The sequence below is a fragment of the Haloactinopolyspora alba genome (assembly GCF_003014555.1).
In the GTDB taxonomy this organism is placed as follows: Bacteria; Actinomycetota; Actinomycetes; order Jiangellales; family Jiangellaceae; genus Haloactinopolyspora; species Haloactinopolyspora alba.
In genome coordinates, this window is the sequence record NZ_PYGE01000006.1 from 76,918 (window position 1) to 96,222 (window position 19,305).

Annotated in this window: 14 protein-coding genes; 7 read left to right on the plus strand and 7 right to left on the minus strand. The window is 72.2% G+C overall.

Going from position 1 to position 19,305, the window contains the following annotated elements:
• Positions 1–114: 114 nt before the first annotated feature.
• Together CLV30_RS10165 and CLV30_RS10170 are read left to right on the plus strand one after the other, a co-directional pair.
• A complete protein-coding gene (locus CLV30_RS10165; protein WP_129710892.1) occupies positions 115–744 on the plus strand; it encodes a hypothetical protein in 630 nt (209 codons plus the stop codon).
• A gap of 6 nt (positions 745–750) precedes the next feature.
• Positions 751–1,194, plus strand: coding sequence for a hypothetical protein (locus tag CLV30_RS10170; protein WP_106537098.1), 444 nt, complete (start codon positions 751–753; stop codon positions 1,192–1,194).
• Here CLV30_RS10170 and CLV30_RS10175 read toward each other — a convergent pair.
• The 5 genes from CLV30_RS10175 to CLV30_RS10190 all read right to left on the minus strand — a co-directional run bounded on the left by CLV30_RS10175 (position 1,174) and on the right by CLV30_RS10190 (position 9,551).
• Positions 1,174–5,358, minus strand: a complete 4,185-nt coding sequence (locus CLV30_RS10175; protein ID WP_106537099.1) for an alpha-(1->3)-arabinofuranosyltransferase — start codon at positions 5,356–5,358, stop codon at positions 1,174–1,176. The two genes, CLV30_RS10170 and CLV30_RS10175, sit on opposite strands and share 21 nt — an antisense overlap.
• Positions 5,355–5,966, minus strand: a complete 612-nt coding sequence (locus tag CLV30_RS10180) for a class I SAM-dependent methyltransferase (RefSeq protein WP_240723197.1) — start codon at positions 5,964–5,966, stop codon at positions 5,355–5,357. The genes CLV30_RS10175 and CLV30_RS10180 overlap by 4 nt, the downstream gene beginning before the upstream one ends.
• 240 nt (positions 5,967–6,206) lie before the next feature.
• Positions 6,207–7,565 carry a glycosyltransferase family 4 protein gene (locus tag CLV30_RS10185; RefSeq protein ID WP_129710893.1) on the minus strand — a complete coding sequence of 453 codons (1,359 nt, stop codon included), beginning with the start codon at positions 7,563–7,565 and terminating at the stop codon, positions 6,207–6,209.
• Positions 7,566–7,588: 23 nt separating this feature from the next.
• The gene (locus tag CLV30_RS26405; RefSeq protein WP_165358495.1) at positions 7,589–7,738 is read right to left on the minus strand and encodes a hypothetical protein; all 150 of its coding nucleotides are present in this window, start codon (positions 7,736–7,738) and stop codon (positions 7,589–7,591) included.
• Between the two features lie 31 nt (positions 7,739–7,769).
• Positions 7,770–9,551, minus strand: coding sequence for an MmpA family trehalose lipid delivery protein (locus tag CLV30_RS10190; RefSeq protein WP_129710894.1), 1,782 nt, complete (start codon positions 9,549–9,551; stop codon positions 7,770–7,772).
• A 215-nt stretch (positions 9,552–9,766) separates the two neighbouring features.
• Between CLV30_RS10190 and CLV30_RS10195 the strand changes: the two genes are divergently transcribed.
• Positions 9,767–11,002, plus strand: a complete 1,236-nt coding sequence (locus tag CLV30_RS10195; RefSeq protein WP_106537102.1) for a lipopolysaccharide biosynthesis protein — start codon at positions 9,767–9,769, stop codon at positions 11,000–11,002.
• 286 nt (positions 11,003–11,288) lie between these two features.
• On the opposite strand, the gene CLV30_RS10200 is transcribed toward CLV30_RS10195, so the two are convergent.
• Both CLV30_RS10200 and polA read right to left on the minus strand, forming a co-directional pair.
• Positions 11,289–12,776, minus strand: coding sequence for a lytic murein transglycosylase (locus CLV30_RS10200; protein WP_205740577.1), 1,488 nt, complete (start codon positions 12,774–12,776; stop codon positions 11,289–11,291).
• A 237-nt stretch (positions 12,777–13,013) separates the two neighbouring features.
• Positions 13,014–15,704 carry a DNA polymerase I gene (gene polA, locus CLV30_RS10205; protein ID WP_240723198.1) on the minus strand — a complete coding sequence of 897 codons (2,691 nt, stop codon included), beginning with the start codon at positions 15,702–15,704 and terminating at the stop codon, positions 13,014–13,016.
• 77 nt (positions 15,705–15,781) lie between these two features.
• Here polA and CLV30_RS10210 point away from each other — a divergent pair, with 77 nt between their 5' ends.
• The 4 genes from CLV30_RS10210 (at position 15,782) to CLV30_RS10225 (ending at position 19,168) form a co-directional block, all read left to right on the plus strand.
• Positions 15,782–16,273, plus strand: a complete 492-nt coding sequence (locus CLV30_RS10210) for a PaaI family thioesterase (RefSeq protein ID WP_106537103.1) — start codon at positions 15,782–15,784, stop codon at positions 16,271–16,273.
• Positions 16,274–16,286: 13 nt separating this feature from the next.
• A complete protein-coding gene (locus tag CLV30_RS10215) occupies positions 16,287–17,024 on the plus strand; it encodes a DUF554 domain-containing protein (protein WP_106537104.1) in 738 nt (245 codons plus the stop codon).
• A 348-nt stretch (positions 17,025–17,372) separates the two neighbouring features.
• The gene (locus CLV30_RS10220; RefSeq protein WP_106537105.1) at positions 17,373–18,395 is read left to right on the plus strand and encodes an ABC transporter ATP-binding protein; all 1,023 of its coding nucleotides are present in this window, start codon (positions 17,373–17,375) and stop codon (positions 18,393–18,395) included.
• The gene (locus CLV30_RS10225) at positions 18,392–19,168 is read left to right on the plus strand and encodes an ABC transporter ATP-binding protein (protein WP_106537106.1); all 777 of its coding nucleotides are present in this window, start codon (positions 18,392–18,394) and stop codon (positions 19,166–19,168) included. The genes CLV30_RS10220 and CLV30_RS10225 overlap by 4 nt, the downstream gene beginning before the upstream one ends.
• The last annotated feature ends 137 nt before the right edge of the window (positions 19,169–19,305 follow it).

Genomic DNA, 19,305 nt, shown 5'->3' on the forward strand with positions numbered 1-19,305 from the left:
GCCGATCCGCCGAAGATCCGCCCCACCAGCGTCCCGTCGATCGCGCTCCCACACGGAGTCGCCTCCTCGTCCGCCGGTTGTCACACGTCGTCCGCGGAGCACACCTACCTCGGCATGAACGCCGAGGGTCAACATGGCGACGGCCCGGTCAGGTCCGGCGCCGAGGCGCTGACCGCCACCGGCGCCGAGGCCCGGGCCATCATCGACGAGACCGCGGGCACGAACCGCTCGACGGTGGAGGAGATCACCCGGACCGCCGTGTCGGAGCTGCCGCGGGACGAAGCCGCCGTCGTCGAGTCGGCCATCCGCGACATCGCCGGCGACATGGCACGCGTCATGGACGAGCTCGCACAGGACGCTGGCACGGCCTTCGACACACAGGCGGCCGAGCTCCGGGCACTGATCGACCGGCACTCCGCACCGCGTGACCCACCGGACCACTCGCCCGACCACTCGCCGGACCTGGAGCGGCCACCGGAGGACCCGCCCGACAGCGCTGCCGATGCCGACGACGCGCCTGTCCGCCGGCGGCCGAGCAACTGGGAACGCGCACGTCAAGCGTTTCTCAACCACGCAGACGAGATCGACGAACTCGTCGACGTCTTCACCGCGACGGCTCCGAAGGTGGACCCGCCGCAGGCACCCGTGGGCTCCGAAGTCGATGATCCGGTGTCCGCCGCGGTGTTGTCCGCGGCGGTCTTCCTCGAGGCGGCTGGACGATGGACGAAGAAGCGGAAAGGATAGGACCCGATGGTCGAGACCGATGTGCGCCCCCTGATCCGTCGCGCCCTCCACGCTGCCGTCGACGCGAACTCTTCGGAACTCGTGGCCGCCATACAGGAGCTCGAGCAGCAGGGATGGCAGCAGAGCGGACCGTTGATCTTCGAAGCTCTGTTCAATGCGGTCGACCGGCTACCGGCCGACTCGGCTCACGGCCCGGCCGCGGTCGCCGAACGCACGATCGACAGGTTCGACGACTCGGTCGTCATCTCGACCGACGTTCTGGAGGCCGAGCTCCGGCTCGCGTTCGGCGAGACGGACGCCGCCCGGGAGGTTCCCCGGAATCTCGGTTTGGTGCACTGCCTGGTGGCTGTGGGCCAGATCGTCCACGAAGGTCATCTCTCCCTGGACCAAGCCACGGTCCACGACCCACCACCCGAGGCGGCGTCGGCGTCACGTCCTCCGGCGGAGTAGCACCGACTGCCGCGGACCGAGCGTCGCCAGCGCCAGCGCGACCAGCATGAGCACCTGAGCGCCTGCCGAGTGCGCGCCCGGGTCCGGCCCCGGCCACGGGCGCAGCGCGACCACGGCCCCTGCCGCCAGAGCAGCTCCACCCGCCAGCACCGGCACGACCTCTTCGAGCCGCGACCACCGGCGGGCCGCGGCACCCACGGCGGCGCCCAGCCCTGCGGCGGCGAGTCCGGCGACCCCGCCGAGCAGTCCCAGTGCCGCGACCGCGGCGGCCGTGCCCGCGATCACCCGGAGCCCGCCTCCAGCACGGCGGCGCCGTGCACCGTGCCGGCCGCCCGCCCGTGCGCCACCGTGCGCCGGGGCCCACGGCGGCGTCCGCGGGGCCCGCCACCAGAGCACGGCGATCAGGGTCGCGCCGGCAGCGCCGGTTCCGAGCGCCGCGCGATACGGCGTGTCCGGCCGGTACGTGAGCTCGACGACACCGGCCGCGCCCGCCGGCAGCACGTAACCCTGGGCCCAGCCGTCCACCCGGACCGGCTCCAGCTCGGTGCCGTCGAGGCTCGCCGTCCAGCCGTCGTTCATGTTCTCGGTGACCGTCAGCACGGCCGCGGTGTCCCGTTCCGGCACCGCCACCCGCCGATGGGTCTGCGACCACGCCCGCACGTGCACGTCGAGTGGTTCGGCGGGCTCGGCCCGGTCCGCGGAGACCGGCCGTACCGTCAACGCCTCCGGGCGTGTCGCCGGGGACGCCGCCAGCGTGATGTCGTGCGTGCCGGGTTCCAGCTCGAACGTTTCCGCCTCGCCGCAGGAGCGCACGTCGAGGCGGCCGCCGCGCAGCAGGTCGTCGACGGTTCCGCTCAGTTCGGTCGGCATCGTGGCGCCGTCCACCACCAGGCGAGGTCCGGACCCGCACGCCAGTTCCACCGGTTCGCTGCCGTCCACCGGCTCCCGCAGTTCGTCCGTTCCCAGCACTTCGACCTCGGACGCTCCCGCGGGCAGCGCCGAACGCAGCCCGAACGCGGTGTCGGTGTCGACGACCTCGTCGAGTTCGAGGAACCGAATCTCGACCCCGGTGGTCTCGACCGGTTCCGGCAACAGCGCGCGCCCGTCGTCGCCGACGTCGACGGTGTGCCGCTCACCACCCGCTGTCAGCTCCACCCGGCTCGGACGGGACGCGGCGAGCCACCGGCCCACGGCGATCCGGACGCCGTCGATGCGGCGTGGTTCGTCCCACGACAGTGCCAGCACGGGCGTCTCGTCGCCGGGTGCTGCCACCCAGCCCGTTCCGCGGTCGAGGTCGACAGCCGCCTGCGGGCGACCCGGAGGATCGTCGACCGCCCGGGAGCTCGCCTCGGCTCGCAGCGCACCCGCGTCGGGCTCGAGCAGTGTCGTCAGCGCCGTACCGGGCCGGGGTCGCACGGTGGCCTCGGCGGTGTAGGTGGCCGCGACGCTGGTCTCGGCTCGACGCCTCAGGTCGCCGTTCTCCTCCCCGACGCGCTCGAGCTGCGGGGCACAGCGCGATCGCTCGCCGGTGCGCACGCACGCACGGCGAGCACCGTCGGCGGTCGCGAACACCAGCGTCTCCGCCGTGCCAGGCCCGCCGAGGTCGTCGCCGCGCACCGGAGGCGCCCGCAGCGTCTTCCGCGCGGACAGGCCCGGGACGCGTAGCTCCCGGATTCCGACGCCTGTCGGCGTGCCGGGCCCCGTCTCGACGGCGCGCACCCGCAGCCGTGACGTGCGTCCGGGCGGGACTTCCAGTTCGTGCACGTCGTCGTCCGGATGCAGGGCGGTTTCGACGGTGCCCGTGTCGGTCTCGACGGCGACCCGGGTGACCGGTGCGCCCACCGGGCCGTCGTCGACGGGAACCAGTTCGGCCGTGTCGACGGTTCGCGGCCGCTCGAACTCGATCTCCAGCCACTGGCCCTCGGGATGTCCGTACTCCCCCGACACCCAGCTGGTCGCAGGGTCACCGTCGACGGCCGACCACGGGGAATGCTCCGCTCCCCGCGCGAGCGTCGCCAGCGGGTCCGAACCCGACGAGGACGCGGTCACGCCGGCGACACCGTCCACGACGGCGACGGTCTCGCGCGCCGGGTCGTCGACGGGCAGGAAGTCGCGGACGGCACGGTCGAGTGGTCCGTCGTCGCCGGCTCGCAGCACCTCGGTCTCGTTGTTCCTGGTCGCGCCGAACCAGACCGCGCGGCGGCGCAGCCCGTCGGTGACCACCGGCACCGGCGACGGGTCGGGCACCGAGGCCCCGTCCCCGGCCACGAACACGGCGCGCTCGTCCAGCAGTCCGGCGTCGCCGACGGTCAGCAACGACTCGGGCCCGCCGGACATCCGCATGCTGCCGTGCAGCGGGTGGGCCCGCACCCGCAGCTCACGATCAGGATCGGCGATCCGGTAGATCTCCACGGCCGGGTACCGCGTGTCGAGACGGGAGTCGACCGCCGTGTCCGCCCGGTCCCTGGGCCCGACGCGAGGGCCGAACGCGGCCACTCGCTCGGCGCCGGGCAGGTCGGCCAGTGCCTGGTGGACCAGCGAGGCCCGTGGCACGCTCGTTCCCTCGCGCCGCAGATCGTTGCGCACGACCAGATGCGCCACGCCCGCCCTGCGCAGCGCCCGGACGACACCGGCGCCGCCCTCCCCCGCGGCCAGCCGGGTCTCGACCGCGTCGAGCAGGCGGATGTTTCCGGCCGACGACAACGGCACGGAGTCACGCACCGCCCAGCGGCTGTCGGCCAGCGCCTGCACGGGCTCGTCGCGCGGCGAGCCCCACGCGTACTCGGCGAACGCACTGCCCGGCACCAGCAACGCCCGGCCCGTCCCGGCGTTCTCGTCGAGCCATGCCGACGCCTCCCGCCAGTGCTGCGGGATGCGCTCGTACGAACCGGGCTGCGGCAGCCGGCCTGCCAGCGCGGGCACTGCGACACCGGCCAGCACGACGACCGCGAGCCCGGTGGCCAGCACCCGGAACCGCCGGTCCGCGTCCACCCGCGGCAGCATCGCCAACACGTGTGTCAGCCCCAGCACGAGCGGGATACGCAGCACCACGTCGAACTTGTGCACGTTGCGCAGCGGCGCCAACGGCCCGTCCAGCAACGCCCTGACCTGCTCGGCCAGCGGCGACGCCGCCGAGCCCGCGTATCCGGCGCTCACCAGGGCGAGGCCGGCGACGGCACCGGTCAGCAGCACCCGGCGCGCCGGCATGTCGAGTCGGGCCAGCCCGGCGAGTCCGAGCGCGGCCACCAGCATCGTGTCCAGGATCAGCACCGGTTCGGACGCCAGCAGCCAGCCGGCCGGCCACTGCGGCCCGTCGGCTCCGCCGAGGTACGAGAGCCAGTGGTCGCTACCGCGCGCGACCTCCACCAGCGAGGTGTGCTGGGTGGTGTTCGCCGCCGTCTCGATCCAGTCGAGGAACGGCGGGCTGTACGACCCGAGCAGCAGCAGTGGACCCCACCACCACACCGTGGCCACGAGTGTGCAGCCGACCCACCAGGCGGCGAAGCGCAGCCGTCCGCGCCACCGTGGCGCGAGCACCAGCCACAGCCCCGCCGGCACGACGGCCGCCGCCGTGGCCGCCGCGTTGACACCACCGATGCACGCGACGGCCAGGGCCGACGCGGCGGCGTTGCGCACCACCGCGCCGCCACCATGCGCCCGGACCAGCGGGACCAGGATCCACGGCGCCAGGGCCGTCGGCCACGCCTCGATCGACACCGCGCCGAGCGAGACCAGGATCCGTGGCGTCAGCGCGAACGCCATGGCGCCGAGCAGCCGCGTCCACGGCCTGCCGACACCGAGCTGCGTCGCCAGCCGGAGCATGCCGGCGAAGGCGACCACCATGATCAGCGACCACCACGCCCGCTGGATCACCCATGCCGGCATGGCGGCCAGCTCGCCGAGCAGATGGAACGGCCCCATCGGGAACAGGTAGCCGTAGGCCTGATTCTGCAGCTGCCCGAACGCCGCCGCGGGCTCCCACAGGTGCAACGCCCGGCCCAGGAAGCCGCCGGGGTCCGCCGTCAGGTCGAGCTTCGTGTCCGGCACGATCCGGCCCGGCTGCTGCCGGAACGCGAGAACGACGAGGGCCGACGCGCACGCCGTCAGCCACAGTCGCCAGGCCGTCACGCTGTGCCGCGCCGGCTCGCTCGGCTCGACCGTCATCGGCGGCGCATCACCACGGCGAGGTTCCACGTCACCAGCTCACGCACGCCGGGCACCCGGACGACGGCCGCGGCCCACCAGGGGTGGTACCGGGGAAGGGCGCGGACCAGCTGCCCCCGCGGCGACCTGCGGGCCCATGCCAGCGTGTCGCGCACGGTGACCGGGAACAGCGAGCGGCCGTAACGGTTCTTCGGCGGGTGCCCGGTGCGGCGCTCGTACCGGCGCGCCGCGCGTTCGCCGCCGAGCAGGTGCCACGGCGCCGTCTCGTGCCCGCCCCACGGCGACCACCAGACGGTGAACGACAGGAACACGACCCCGCCGGGACGCGTGACCCGCAGCATCTCGTCGGCCATCGCCCAGGGACGCGGCACGTGCTCGAGCACGTTGGACGAGTAGCACACGTCGACGGCGTCGTCGCGGACCGGCAGCGCCATCCCGCTGCCGACGACGCTGCCCGGTTCCGGTGACCCGCGCGCGGCCAGCTCGCCGACATCGCTGTCGACGGAGACGTAACGCGCTCCGGCGGCGCGGAACGCCCGGCGGAAGTATCCGGGGCCGCCGCCGACGTCGAGCACAAGAGCATCCGGTAACTCGACAAATTCGGACAATTGGTCAACCGAATCGCCCGCGAGAATCTCGTAGAAATTGTCCGGATTGCTCTGTTCGGTCAAAAAGGCCGAGAACAACCGGGCCGAGCGGCCCAGGGTCGCACGACTCCGGGAATCAGGGACCAGCACGCCGGCAAAATACCCCATTCATGGTCAGCGTTCGTGTCATTCGCACACATCGCCCGAACCGGGTCACTGGCCGCCGGCCGGAGCGACTGCCGGGGCCGCAGAACCGCCCGGTCACGACTGGCGGAAGAACAACGACCACGTCGCCGCACCGATCCCGCGCGCCGCGGCGCCACCTGCGCGCGCCGCCGCCCCGTGCGGCACCCCGGCCCCGTGCGGCACCCCGGCCCCGTGCGGCACCACCCCGGACGTACCAGGTACGGTCTCGGTCCCCGACCCGATCCCTGTCCCCGGCCCGCTCCCGGTCCCGGTCCCGGTCCCGCACAGCGTGCCGACGGGACGCGAACGAGCAGCCTCCCGCGTGAGCACCCGCTCCCAGCCTCGTACCGTCGACTCCCAGGTGAACCCGGCCGCGTGCTGCGCCGCCGCCCTGCCGAGCTCGGCCCTGCGGGCGTCGTCGGCCAGCAGTTCCTCGGTCACCCGCGTCATCCCCTCGAGATCGTCGGCCAGCACACCGGTCCGCCCGTCCACGATCGACTCGGCGATGCCTCCGGCCGATCGGTAGCCGACCGACGGCAACCCGTGCTGCGCCGCCTCCACCACGATCAGCCCCCACCCCTCCTTGACGGACGGGGCGAGCAGCAGCCAGCCGCGAGCCAGCTCGTCGTGTTTCGCCCGCTCGTCGACGTACCCGTGGAACTCGGTGATGTCGTCGACGCCCAGCTCACCGGCTGTCGCCCGCAGCCGGTCCTCCCACCAGCCGGTGCCGAGCACGCTCACCCGCAGCTGCGGCCACCTCGTGCGCAGCCGCGCCGCCACGTGCAGCGCATGCTCCACCTGCTTGTGCGGGACAAGCCGCCCGAGGACGCACAGGCGCGGCGTGGCCGAACGCGACGCCTCGGTCGCCGGCGCGGGCGCCGTGCCGTTGTGCACGACGTCGACACGTGAGCGCTCGACGCCCAGCGTCTCCAGTTCGGCACGGGTGACCTCGGAAACCGTGACGTAGCGGCAGCGGCGGTACACGCGTGGCGCCAGCCGGGACTCCAGCCACCACCCCAGCCGGGCGAGCAGTGGGCCGTACACCACGCCCCACTGCTCGCGGTGCACGTGATGGACCAACACGACCACCGGGCAGCGGGCCACCAGCCGGGTCCAGAACGGCATCCCGTTCTGGACGTCCACGATCACGTCCGGGCGGCCGAGCCGTCCCGCCGCCAGCATCCGCAGGGCGTGCGCGTAGACGGTGAGCTTCCCGCCGCGCCGGACGACCCGGTATCCGTCCCGGAACTCCTCCCGCGGCGCTCCCGGATACGACGCGCAGAACACGGTCACGTCGTGCCCGGCGGCGGCCAGACCGGCCGCGACCGTCTCGACGTAGCGTTCCGATCCGCCGCCCTCCGGGTGCCCGGTGTCGCGCCAGTTCACGATGGTGACCCGCAGCCGACCGGCGGCGACGCCGTTGTCGTCGGGCATCGTTCTCGCCGTGGACACTCCGGTCAGCGCTGGTCGTAGTCGATCAGCTCTTCCTGGCTGACCTCGCCCGCGTCGGACCTCTCGGACTGTGTCACGTTCACCGCCGTCACGACGGTCAGTCCGGCGAGGACGACACCCACAATGGCGGCGACGACGCCTCCGAAATTGCCCATGAAAGTGTGAACCCCTCAGTGACGTAGCTATTCACGACACCGGGGAGCGTAGTGATCGACGCCGACCCAAGCAGGCGATCCGGACAAGATCCACCGAAGCGCCGACAACAATGACCAAAAAGACGATGTCGGCCAAGACGACCGGACGAGCCGATGGAATTTCGGTCCAGGGTTCGACCGTACCGGGAACGCGGTACAGGTCCAGCCGGCCCGTCAGCTCGACCGGTTCGGCACCGGACGTGACGGCCGTGGGCACCGTTCCCGGGGTGTCCCGGTGCACCGCCACCCAGCCGACACCCGCCGCGGCCAGGCCCGCCAGCGGCTCCGGTCCACGCAGCGCCGCGCCCACTCGCGCCGCGCGTTCGTCCTCCCCCGGCACGACGGTGCCGCCGACCGGGAGCGTGTCCGGCACGACGGTCTCGATGCGCAGAAAGCGCGGCGCCGGGTCCAGCACCGTGCGCCCATCGGTCCACGGGAACGAGCGGAACGGCTGGAACGGCAGCACGACCAGGTCACCGTCACCCGGTGTCTGCGCCAGTGCGGTACGCACCTGCGACCACTCGGCCGGATACTCCACCGGTGTCAGCCGCCCGGCCGCGCCCCAGGCCAGGTCGGGCAGCGCCGCCACCGGCAGCAGCGCGGCGACGATCAGTACCGCCGGCCCCGCCCGGCCGGTGGGTTCCGCCCGCATGGTCGGGGCCGCTCGGGTACCGGTTCTCGCCCGGGTGTCTCCCACGGCCCGGGCGAGCGCGGCGGCGCCCGACGCCGCGGCCAGCGCCAGCAACGGCGCGTACCAGGCCAGGAACTTCTGCCCGTCCCGGATCAGCCCGCTACCCGGCACGTGTGTGACCAACCACTGCACGGCCGCCTCTCCGGCCGGCACGGCGCCCGCGATCGCCAGGACGATGCCCGCCGCGGCCAGGCCGCCCAGCGCCATCACCTCGGCTCGACCGACCCTGCGTGCCAGCTCCCGCAGCCCCGCGGCCGCGAGCACGACGACGACCGCGGACAGCAGCGCCGACGACACCGCCGCCCGGCTGTCGGGGACCACCGCGGCGTTCCACACGCCGCCGAGAGTCGCCACGCTGCCCGGCAGCCCCCACGGCATGTCGGCGCGGGTCGCGAAAGCCTCGACACCTGCGGCGTCGGAAACCGCCGAACCCGGCCGGAACACGCCCGGGACCACCCACGGCGCCTGCAACGCCACCGCCGCGAGCACCGGCAGCAACCGCCGGCTGCGCCGCCTCGTGCCGCCGGGCACCAGCGCCTGCGTCGCGAACAGCACCGTCGCGATGATCCCGCCGGTCGCCGTCACCGAGGCCGCTCCCACCAGCACGACACCGGCGGCACCGGCGCCGGGCCGCCCGGCGCGCATCCGACGCGCGGCGACCAGCAGCCACGGCAGCGCCGCGTAGGCGATCAGCACCGGCCAGTGGCCCAGAACCAGCCGCTCGGCGAGGTAGGCGTTCCACCCGTAGACACTGGCGGCCACCAGCCGCGGCCACGGGCTGCGGGACGGCAACGCCGACGCCGCGCCCAGGGCACCGCCGACCACGATCGCGCCGAGTACGAGCCGCTGCAACACCGCGCCCGGCACCACCGAGTCGGCCACCGCCACGACCGCGTCCAGCGGCACGGCACGGGGCAGCGCACTGCTCAGGCCGATCGACGACGGCAACAGCGCCTGGTCGGGCACGGCGACCATGTCGTACGACAGCACGTACCCGGGCGCAGCCAGCGGTGCGAGCACGAGCAGGCCGAGCAGCACCGACCACAGGGCCGGGCCGACCCGGGAAGATCGAGCACGCCGCACGCGTCCGGCCGCCGGACGCTGATCACCGGCTACCGGGGGCCCGGGCGAGCACATCACGCCGATGATCACCGCTCTCGCGCACGCTTGGCCGCCGACCGGCTGCGAGCATATCCGTCGGCGCGCGCCGGCGCGGCCCCGTCGGCGGGATCGAACGCACACGCTCGGGCCGGGGAGAGCACGCCGTCGGCCAGGCGCCGGCCTGACAGGATGGTGCGATGGCGCGGCTGGCTCGGCAGGTCCGGAACGCCGGGCTCGGCGGCCCCGCGGGCGTGCTCGCCGTCGGCACGAGCCTGGCCAACGGGCTCGGCTACGTCCTGACGGTCGTCGGTGCCCGGCGGCTCGGCCCTGCGGAGTTCGGTGCGTTCAGCGCGCTGCTGGCGCTGATCGTCGTCGGCAACGTCGCCGCGCTGGCGATCCAGGCCACGACGGCCAGGGCGGTGGCGACCGGACGGCCCGCCGCCCCGCCGGTGCGTGCCGGTCTCGCCGTGGCCATGGTGCTCACCGCGGCTCTCGCGGCCGTGAGTCCGCTGCTCCGCGAGGGGTTGCATCTTCCGTCCGTGGTGGCGGCGATCGCCGCGGCCGTCGCGATCGGCGGCCTGGCGGTCGCCGCGCCCTCACTGGGGATCGTCCAGGGGCGTGAGCGTTTCCGGCTGCTGGCCGCGCTGCTCGCGATCCAGGCCGCGCTGCGGGTGGGCGGCGGGCTCGTCGGGATCGCGATCCGGCCCACCGCGACCGCCGGACTGATCGGTATCGCTGCCGGGTTCGTCCTCGCCGCCGTCGTGGCCTGGACGGTCGCCCGCCCGGCCGCGGCCGGGGCGCGCTCGCCGGCCCTGCGCGCGACGCTGTCGTCAGGTGCCTTGCTGTTGGGTTTCGTGGTGTTGACGAACGTCGACGTGATGCTCGCGCGGCACGTCCTGCCGGCGGATGCCAGCGGCCTGTACGCGGCCGGCTCGATCTTCGCCAAGGTCGTGTTCTGGCTGCCGCAGTTCGTCCCGATGCTGGCCTTCCCGGCCATGACCGACCCGGCCCGACGGCGCGGCGCCGTCACGCTGGGTGTCCTCGCGGTCGCCGCCAGCGGCGGCGTTCTGACGTTGCTGGCATGGCTGTTCTCGGACACCGCGGTACTGCTGGTCGCCGGGGACGACTACGCGGAGCTGGGCCCGTGGGTGCCCGGGTTCGCCGCGCTCGGCGCCCTGTACGCGCTGGCCCACGTGCTCGTCTACGCCCACCTGGCGCGCGGTGACCGCTGGACCACCGCCGTGCTCTGGACCCTGCTGGTCGGCTATGTCGTGGTGGTCGAGACCACGGCCGCGTCGCTGGCGGACGTCCTCGTCCCGGGCCTGGTCACGGCCGGCGCCGTCGTCTGCTGGGGGCTGCTGCGCGAACAGGCGGCATTCACCCGGTTCGTCACCCCTGCGCGCCACCGGCACCATCACCCCGACCAGAGGTGACACCGGCGTCACCTGATCGCGAAAATCTCACCTGATCACACTGACAGTGCCGATCAGGTGACGTGAACTGCCCACGGCGGGCACAGACCGGCACCTGATCACGTCTCACGATCCGGGCCACCGACGATCAGGTGACGGCTGGCCCATCGAGGATGGTGAATGTGTCACCTGATCGATTCTGAGCAGCGCCGGGATCCGCGTGGCACCGTACAGAGACACCAGACGCTCAGGACGCGAGCGACCAGTGTTCCGGGCGGCTACGGAGGACACCAACACCTCCGGCGCGTCACTGCCGCCGGTTCACCCGGCCCGCGGTCTGGCGCGTGGTCGGCTCCGCGGTGCGCGGCGCCTCCGGCGACTGCGTCGGGCTGCTCGACGGCTCAGTGGGCTCGTCGGTCTCCCCGGTCGGCGTCGGTTCGGGTGACTCGTCGCAGGACTCGTCCTCGTTCGGGTCGTCCTGATTCGGGTCGTCCTGATTCGGGTCGTCCTCGTTCGATCCGTCCTCGCCGGCGGAGCCGTCCTCCAACGGAGCTTCCTGCCCCGATGTCGTGTCCTGGCTCCCGTCCGTATCACCCTCGGTGCTGTCGTCCGTGCACTCTTCGGGCGTCTCCTCGTCCGGGCTGGTCGGGTCATCCGTGGGCGTCTCGGTCGGCGTCTCCGTCGGTGTCGGCGTCTCCGTCGGTGTCGGCGTCTCCGTGGGCGTCTCCGTCGGCGACGGCGTCTCCGTCGGCGACGGGGACTTCGTCGGCGACTTTGTCGGTGTCGGCGTCTCCGTGGGCGACGGAGACTTCGTCGGCGTCGGGGACTTCGTCGGCGTCGGGGACTTCGTCGGCGACGGGGACTTCGTCGGTGTCTCCGTCGGCGACGGGGACTTCGTCGGCGGGTCCTCCGTCGGCGAGTTCTCCGGCCCGCTCGGCTCCGGGTCGGGATCCGGCTTGCCGTCGGTATCGCCGGTCGGATCCTGCGACGGCTTCGGCGGGTTCTCCCCTGGATTTCGACCGTCCGGCCGGCCCGGAGGCTTCGGCGACGACGGATCGTCGGGCGACGGCGGACCGTTCGGCCCGCCGGCCAGGATCGGGTTGTCGTCACCGGGACCGGGCGCCTCGGTGACGTGCCCGCGACCGGCCTCGTACGTCCGGATCCAGCTCAGCACCGTGGCGACGTAGGAATCAGAGTTGTTGTAGCGGTACAGCGCGCTCCGCAGCCCGGCTTCGGTACTGAGATCGTCCCCGCCGGCGCACAGGTAGCGCGCCGCCGACACCGTCGCGTCGAACACGTTGTGCGGGTCGACGAGGCCGTCGCCGGAACCGTCGACGCCGTAGGCCTTCCATGTTCCGGGGATGAACTGCATCGGCCCGACAGCGCGGTCCCAGATCGTGTCGCCGTCCCACCGTCCGCCGTCGCTGTCGCTGATCGAGGCGAAACCGTTGCCGTCGAGCGCGGGACCGAGGATCCGTGGTCGTGCATCCCCGTCGGCATCGACCTGGCCGCCGTTGGCGTGCCCCGACTCGATCTTGCCGATGCCGGCGAGCACCTCCCAGCGGATGCCGCACGCGGGGTCGTCCGCCGAGACCGTCGCGGCGGCCTGCTGGTACGCGTCGAGCACGATGTCCGGGATGCCGAGACCGGCAGCCGACGTCCCCGACCCGGTCGCCCCGGGAACGTACGAGCCCGGTGCTCCGCTGGGGTACGGCGACGTCGCCGACGACGACGGCACCTCGACGACCGTGACGGAGGCCTGTTCGTCGTCGAGTGCGACCGACTCGACCGTCACACCGTCGTCCGCGCCCGTGTGTCCCGAGTCGTCCGACCGCGTCGCCGACACCAACGAGTTCGGACCGGGCAAACCCGCCGCGCCACTCAGCGACAGAATTCCTGAGCACGCGACGGCAGCACCGACTGCTCGCAACACAGGGCGCAACACGGGACTCCCGTTCTCACGACGTCCCTATGAGATTCGCATGCGCCGCTACGGCACGCTACCCCCGCGAAGCTAAGAAGTCCCTTAAGATCAATGCGCGGCGTCTTGCCACGTTCGCCCGATTCCGGCTGAGACGTCCAACGGCACCCGCAGCGGGTACGCGGCTCCCATCTCACGCCGGACCAGAGCCTCCAGATCGTCACGCTCACCCGGGGCGACCTCGAGGACCAGTTCGTCGTGCACCTGCAACAACAGCCGCGACGCGCGCCGCTCTTCACGCAGGGCGCGGTCGACGCCGAGCATCGCGACCTTGATGATGTCGGCGGCCGAGCCCTGGATCGGCGCGTTCAGGGCCATCCGCTCGGCCATCTCTCGACGCTGGCGGTTGTCGCTGGTCAGATCCGGCAGGTAGCGACGGCGGCCCATGATGGTCTCGGTCCAGCCCTCCATACGGGCCCGCTCGACCACCGCGCTGAGGTAGTCGCGCACACCGCCGAAGGTCTCGAAGTACTCGTCCATCAGCTTCTGGGCCTCGGCCACCTCGATGCCCAGCTGTCGCGACAGCCCGTACGACGACAGGCCGTAGGCCAGGCCGTAGTTCATCGCCTTGATCTTGGCGCGCATGGCCGGGGTGACCTCGTCGGCGCCCACCCCGAAGACGCGGGACGCGGTGACCGCGTGGAAGTCCATGCCGGACGCGAACGCGTCGATCAGCGCCTCGTCCTCGGACAGGTGCGCCATGATGCGCATCTCGATCTGGCTGTAGTCGGCGGTCAGCAGCGACTCGTACCCGTCGCCGACGACGAACGCCTCGCGGATGCGCCGGCCCTCGTCGGTACGGATCGGGATGTTCTGCAGGTTGGGGTCGGTGGACGACAACCGTCCGGTGGCGGCCACGGTCTGCCCGAACGTGGTGTGGATGCGGCCGTCGTCCGCGACCGAGTTCAGCAGCCCCTCGACCGTGACCCGCAGCTTGGACACGTCACGGTGGCGCAGCAACGCCTCGAGGAACGGGTGCTGAGTCTTGGCGTACAGGTCCGCGAGCGACTCGGCGTCGGTGGTGTAGCCGGTCTTGATGCGTTTGGTCTTCGGCATGGCGAGCTCGTCGAACAGCACCGTTTGCAGCTGCTTCGGCGAGCCCAGGTTGACGTCGCGCCGGCCGATGGCGTCGTAGGCGTCGTCCGCCGCCTGGGCGACGGCGTCGGCGAACGAGGACTCCAGCGAGCGCAGGTGGTCGGTGTCGACGGCGATGCCGATCTGCTCCATGGACGCGAGCACGCCGACCAGCGGCAGCTCGACCTCGTCGAACAGCCGCCGGCCGCCCTTGTTCGCCAGCTCACCGTCGAGTGAGTGGGCGAGGTCGAGCACGGCCCGGGCGCGGATGGTCTCGTCGCGGCCGAGCTGCTCTTCGTCGCCGCCGTCCAGGGAGAGCTGCACCGCGGCGTCAGCGGCCTGCGCGCGCAGTTCGCGGCCCAGGAAACGCAGCACCAGGTCGGCGAGGTCGTACGAGCGCTGCCCCGGCAACGCGAGGAACGCCACGAGCGCGGTGTCGGCCGCGACACCCCGCACGGTCCATCCACGCGCCAGCAGCGCATGCAGCTGTCCCTTGGCGTCGTGGAACACCTTCGGCCGTTCGGCGTCGGCGAGCCAGGCCGCCACGGCGGCGTCGTCGTCAGGGGTCAGCGACGCCGGCTCGAACCAGCCACCCTCACCGTCGTCGGAGGCCACGGCGACCTCGGTGACCTCACCGGTGCCGCGGCTCCAGCTGCCGCGGATGGAGACACCCACCCGGTGCCCGGCCGCGGCGTGCTCGGCCAGCCAACCGGCGACCTCGCCCGCGTCGAGCCGTACCGGATCGATCTCGAACCCCTCGTCGGCCTCGGGCTCGGCGGACTCCAGCGTCTGGTACAGCCGGTCACGCAGGACGCGGAACTGCAACGCGTCGAACACCTGATGAACCTGCTCGCGGTCCCAGCTCTGCCGGGCGAGGTCGTCGACGCGGGTGTCGAGCGGGATGTCACGCACGAGCTCGGTGAGCTGGCGGTTGGTCAGCACCTGGCCGAGGTGCGCGCGCAGCGCGTCGCCCGCCTTGCCCTTGACTTCATCCACCCTGGCCACGAGGTCGTCCAGGGTGCCGAACTGCACCACCCACTTGGCCGCCGTCTTCTCGCCCACGCCCGCGATGTTCGGGAGATTGTCCGACGGGTCGCCGCGCAGCGCCGCGTAGTCGGGGTACTGCTCCGGCGACAGGCCGTAGCGCTCGTACACCGCCTCCGGAGTCATCCGGGTCAGATCGGACACGCCCCGCTTCGGGTACAGCACCGTCACCTGGTCGTTCACCAGCTGGAACGCGTCGCGGTCGCCGGTGCAGATCAACACGTCCAGGCCCTCGGCCTGCGCCTGCTCGGCGAGCGTGGCGATGACGTCGTCGGCCTCGTATCCGTCCTTCTCGAACACCGGGATGTGCAGCGCCTCGAGCACGTCCTTGATCAGCCCGACCTGGCCCTTGAACTCGTCGGGCGAGCTGGTGCGGTTGGCCTTGTAGTCCGGGAACTTCTCGCTGCGGAACGTGGCACGCGACACGTCGAAGGCCACCGCGACATGCGTGGGCTCCTCGTCGCGCAGCACGTTGATCAGCATCGACGTGAACCCGTACACGGCGTTCGTCGTCTGCCCCGTCGTCGTCGAGAAGTTCTCGACCGGCAGCGCGAAGAACGCCCGATAGGCCAGCGAATGACCGTCGAGCAGCAACAGGCGGGATGGATGTGCAGGTTCGACCACGCCGCAAACCCTAGTAGGCCGCACCGACAATGTGACCCGGCCGGCGCGATCCGGCGGTACCGGTATCGTCGGCGACCATGACCACACGCCCACGGCCCGCCCCCGACCAGGGCGACGGCGGCGACGGCATCGACTTCGACGACCAGCCGTCGGTCCTGGCCAACCTGCCGAAGGCTCCGCTCGACGACGTCCTCGGCATCGAGTATCTGCACGCGCGGCCGGACCGCGTCGTCGCGCGCATGCCGGTCGCCGGCAACACCCAGCCGGTCGGGCTGCTACACGGTGGCGCCTCGTGTGTGCTCGCCGAGAGCGTCGGGTCCGTCGCGGCCGGGCTGCACGCACTTCCGGACCGGTTCCCCGTCGGCGTCGACATCAACGCCACTCACCACCGGGGAGTCCGGACCGGCCACGTCACCGCCGTGGCGACGCCGGCGCACCAGGGACGCGGCTCGGCCAGCTACGAGATCGTCATCACCGACGACGACGGCCACCGGGTCTGCACCGCACGGCTCACCTGCGTGCTGCGGTCCGCGCCGCAGGAGCCGCCGGCCACCGCCGACGAGCGCTGACCGGAACGCCACCGTGTTCCGTGGGTTCGGAACGGTCCTGAACGTCGTGACCGTCCTCGCCGGCTCCGGCATCGGCGTCCTGGTCGGCCACCGGCTCCCTCAGCGCACCCGTGACGTCGTCACCGACGCCCTCGGCCTGGTCACGCTGCTGATCGCCGCGGTGTCCGCGGCAGCGGTCCTGGCCGCCGCGGTCGGCGAGTCCGCGACCGTCCTCGTCGTTCTGGGCGCCCTGCTGATCGGGGGCATTGCCGGGTCGCTGCTGCGGATCGAGTCACGGCTGGAGGAGTTCGGCGGGGTCCTGCAGCACCGGCTCGCACGCGACGGGGACGGCGAGGCGCGCCGCCGGTTCATCGAGGGGTTCCTCACCGCGTCCCTGGTCTTCTGTGTGGGCCCGCTGACGATCCTGGGCTCGCTGTCCGACGGCATGGGCACCGGTTACGAGCAGCTCGCCCTCAAGGCCACCATGGACGGCTTCGCCTCCGTGGCGTTCGCCGCGTCCCTCGGCTGGGGCGTCATGGCCTCCGCGCTGGCCGTGGGCGTCGTCCAGGGTCTGCTCACGTTGCTGGGCGTCCTGGCCGGCGACGTGTTCGGCGACGCCGCGATCGCGGCGCTGACCGCGACCGGCGGACTGCTCCTGGTGGGCGTGGCGCTGCGGCTGCTGCGGATGAAACCGCTCCCGGTCGGCGACCTGCTGCCCGCGCTGGTGGTCGCGCCACTGCTCGTCGTCATCGTCACCGCCTTCAGAACGTGACGGCGCCTGCGGAATGATCACGTTCACCATGGAATTCGATGCGTCACCACCCGTACAGGCCTCGTGACGCGTGCACAGTCCTGGTGACGCCAGCCACCGATGCCACACCGCCGGTCACCACCCGGTACCAATCCGGACACATCGCGCGCCGAACGACGACGCGCCGACGTCGTCGGGTTAGGCTCCCGCACCACCACCGTTCCGGAGGAGATCCAGTGCCCAGACGCGACCGCAGCACGGCACCGCCGTCCATGGCCGGACCGGACGTCTCGTGCACCCGTCCAGCGCTGCTGTGCACTCACCGCGCCCGGTGGGTGATACTCGGGAGCGGAAGGGGGACGAGTCTCCATGGCAGCTGACACGCGATCCGTCCCGGCGTCCGGGGCGAGACCGGACGTCTTCGGGGACGTGCCGCGGCGCCCGGGCGCTCCCAAGGCGGACGCCATTCTGGTCGCCGACCACGTGACCCGCCGCTTCGGCGGTCTCACCGCCGTCGACGTCGACCACCTCGAGGTCCAGCGTGGCGCGATCACCGCACTCATCGGCCCGAACGGTGCCGGCAAGACCACCCTGTTCAACCTGCTCACCGGATTCGACCGCGCCGACCACGGCACCTGGACGTTCCAGGGCAGGCGCATCTCCGGCCTACCCGCCTACCGCGTCGCCCGCTCCGGCATGGTCCGCACGTTCCAGCTCACCCGGACGCTCCCCCGGCTGAGCGTGCTCGACAACATGCGTCTCGGCGCCGGGCAGCAACGGGGCGAGAACGCCTGGCGTGCCCTCGTTCCCGGCATCTGGCGCTCCCAGGAGAACGAGGTCACCGAGCGGGCCGAGCAGTTGCTACGGCGGTTCAACCTGGACCGCCTGCGCGACGATCTCGCCGGCACGTTGTCAGGCGGGCAGCGTAAGCTCCTCGAACTGGCGCGGTCGCTGATGGCCGAGCCGACGATGGTCATGCTCGACGAGCCGATGGCCGGCGTGAACCCCGCGCTCACCCAGTCCCTGCTCGAGCACGTCAAGCAGCTCCGTGACGAAGGGCTGACGGTGCTGTTCGTCGAGCACGACATGGACATGGTGCGTGACGTGTCCGACTGGGCGGTCGTCATGGCAGAGGGGCACCTCGTCGCCGAGGGACCACCGGCGGACGTCATGGCCGACCCGGCCGTCATCGACGCCTACCTCGGCGGACACCACGACGCCCCGCGCACCGAGGCCGACGAGCAGGCCCAGCTCGCCGAGGCCGAGAGCGAGATCGAGACGGAGCTGTCCGGGCCGGCCCACGACGACGAGGCCGACCGGGACCACGAGGCTGAAGGAGCCGACGACGGGGCAGCCGTCACCACCGACCACGACGAGGAGGGCACGCGATGACGGCGCCCGACACCGGAACCCGCGACCGCACGGACCATCTGGCCGGCGCCGAGGACGCCCTGGTGCGGGTGGACGAACTCGTCGCCGGCTACGTCCCCGGGGTGAACATCCTCGACGGCTGCGACGTCTACATCCGCGACGGTGAGCTCGTCGGCATCATCGGCCCGAACGGCGCCGGCAAGTCCACCCTGCTCAAGGCACTGTTCGGACTCATCAAGGTGACGTCGGGCACCGTGACCCTGCGCGGCGAGGACATCACCGGGAACAAGCCGAACGACCTCGTCTCCCGTGGCATCGGCTTCGTCCCGCAGACGAACAACGTCTTCCCGTCGCTGACCATCACCGAGAACCTGCAGATGGGCGCGTTCCAGGCGGCGGGAACCTTCGACGAGCGCTTCGAGTTCGTCACGTCACTCTTCCCCGCGCTGGCCGATCGCAGGCAGCAGCGCGCCGGGTCGTTGTCCGGCGGCGAACGGCAGATGGTCGCGATGGCCCGCGCACTGATGATGCAGCCGTCCGTCCTGCTGCTCGACGAGCCGTCGGCCGGACTGTCTCCGGCCATGCAGGACGAGGTGTTCATCCGGGCGCGGCAGATCAACGGCGCCGGCGTCTCGGTCGTCATGGTCGAGCAGAACGCCCGGCGGTGCCTGCAGATCTGCGATCGCGGCTATGTTCTGGACCAGGGGCGCAACGCCTACACCGGGACCGGCTCGGCGTTGCTGAACGATCCGAAGATCATCGAGTTGTACCTGGGCACGCTCGCCCGGGCCTGATCCGGCGCCACCCTGGGGTCACCGGCCGACCTTGCGATCGACACCGCAAGGTCACTCCACGATCACATCTGTGCGTCACATACGCCTCACCCGTGGCGTATGTCACGTCTGGGTTGTACTTTTCCTGCGTGCTGGGT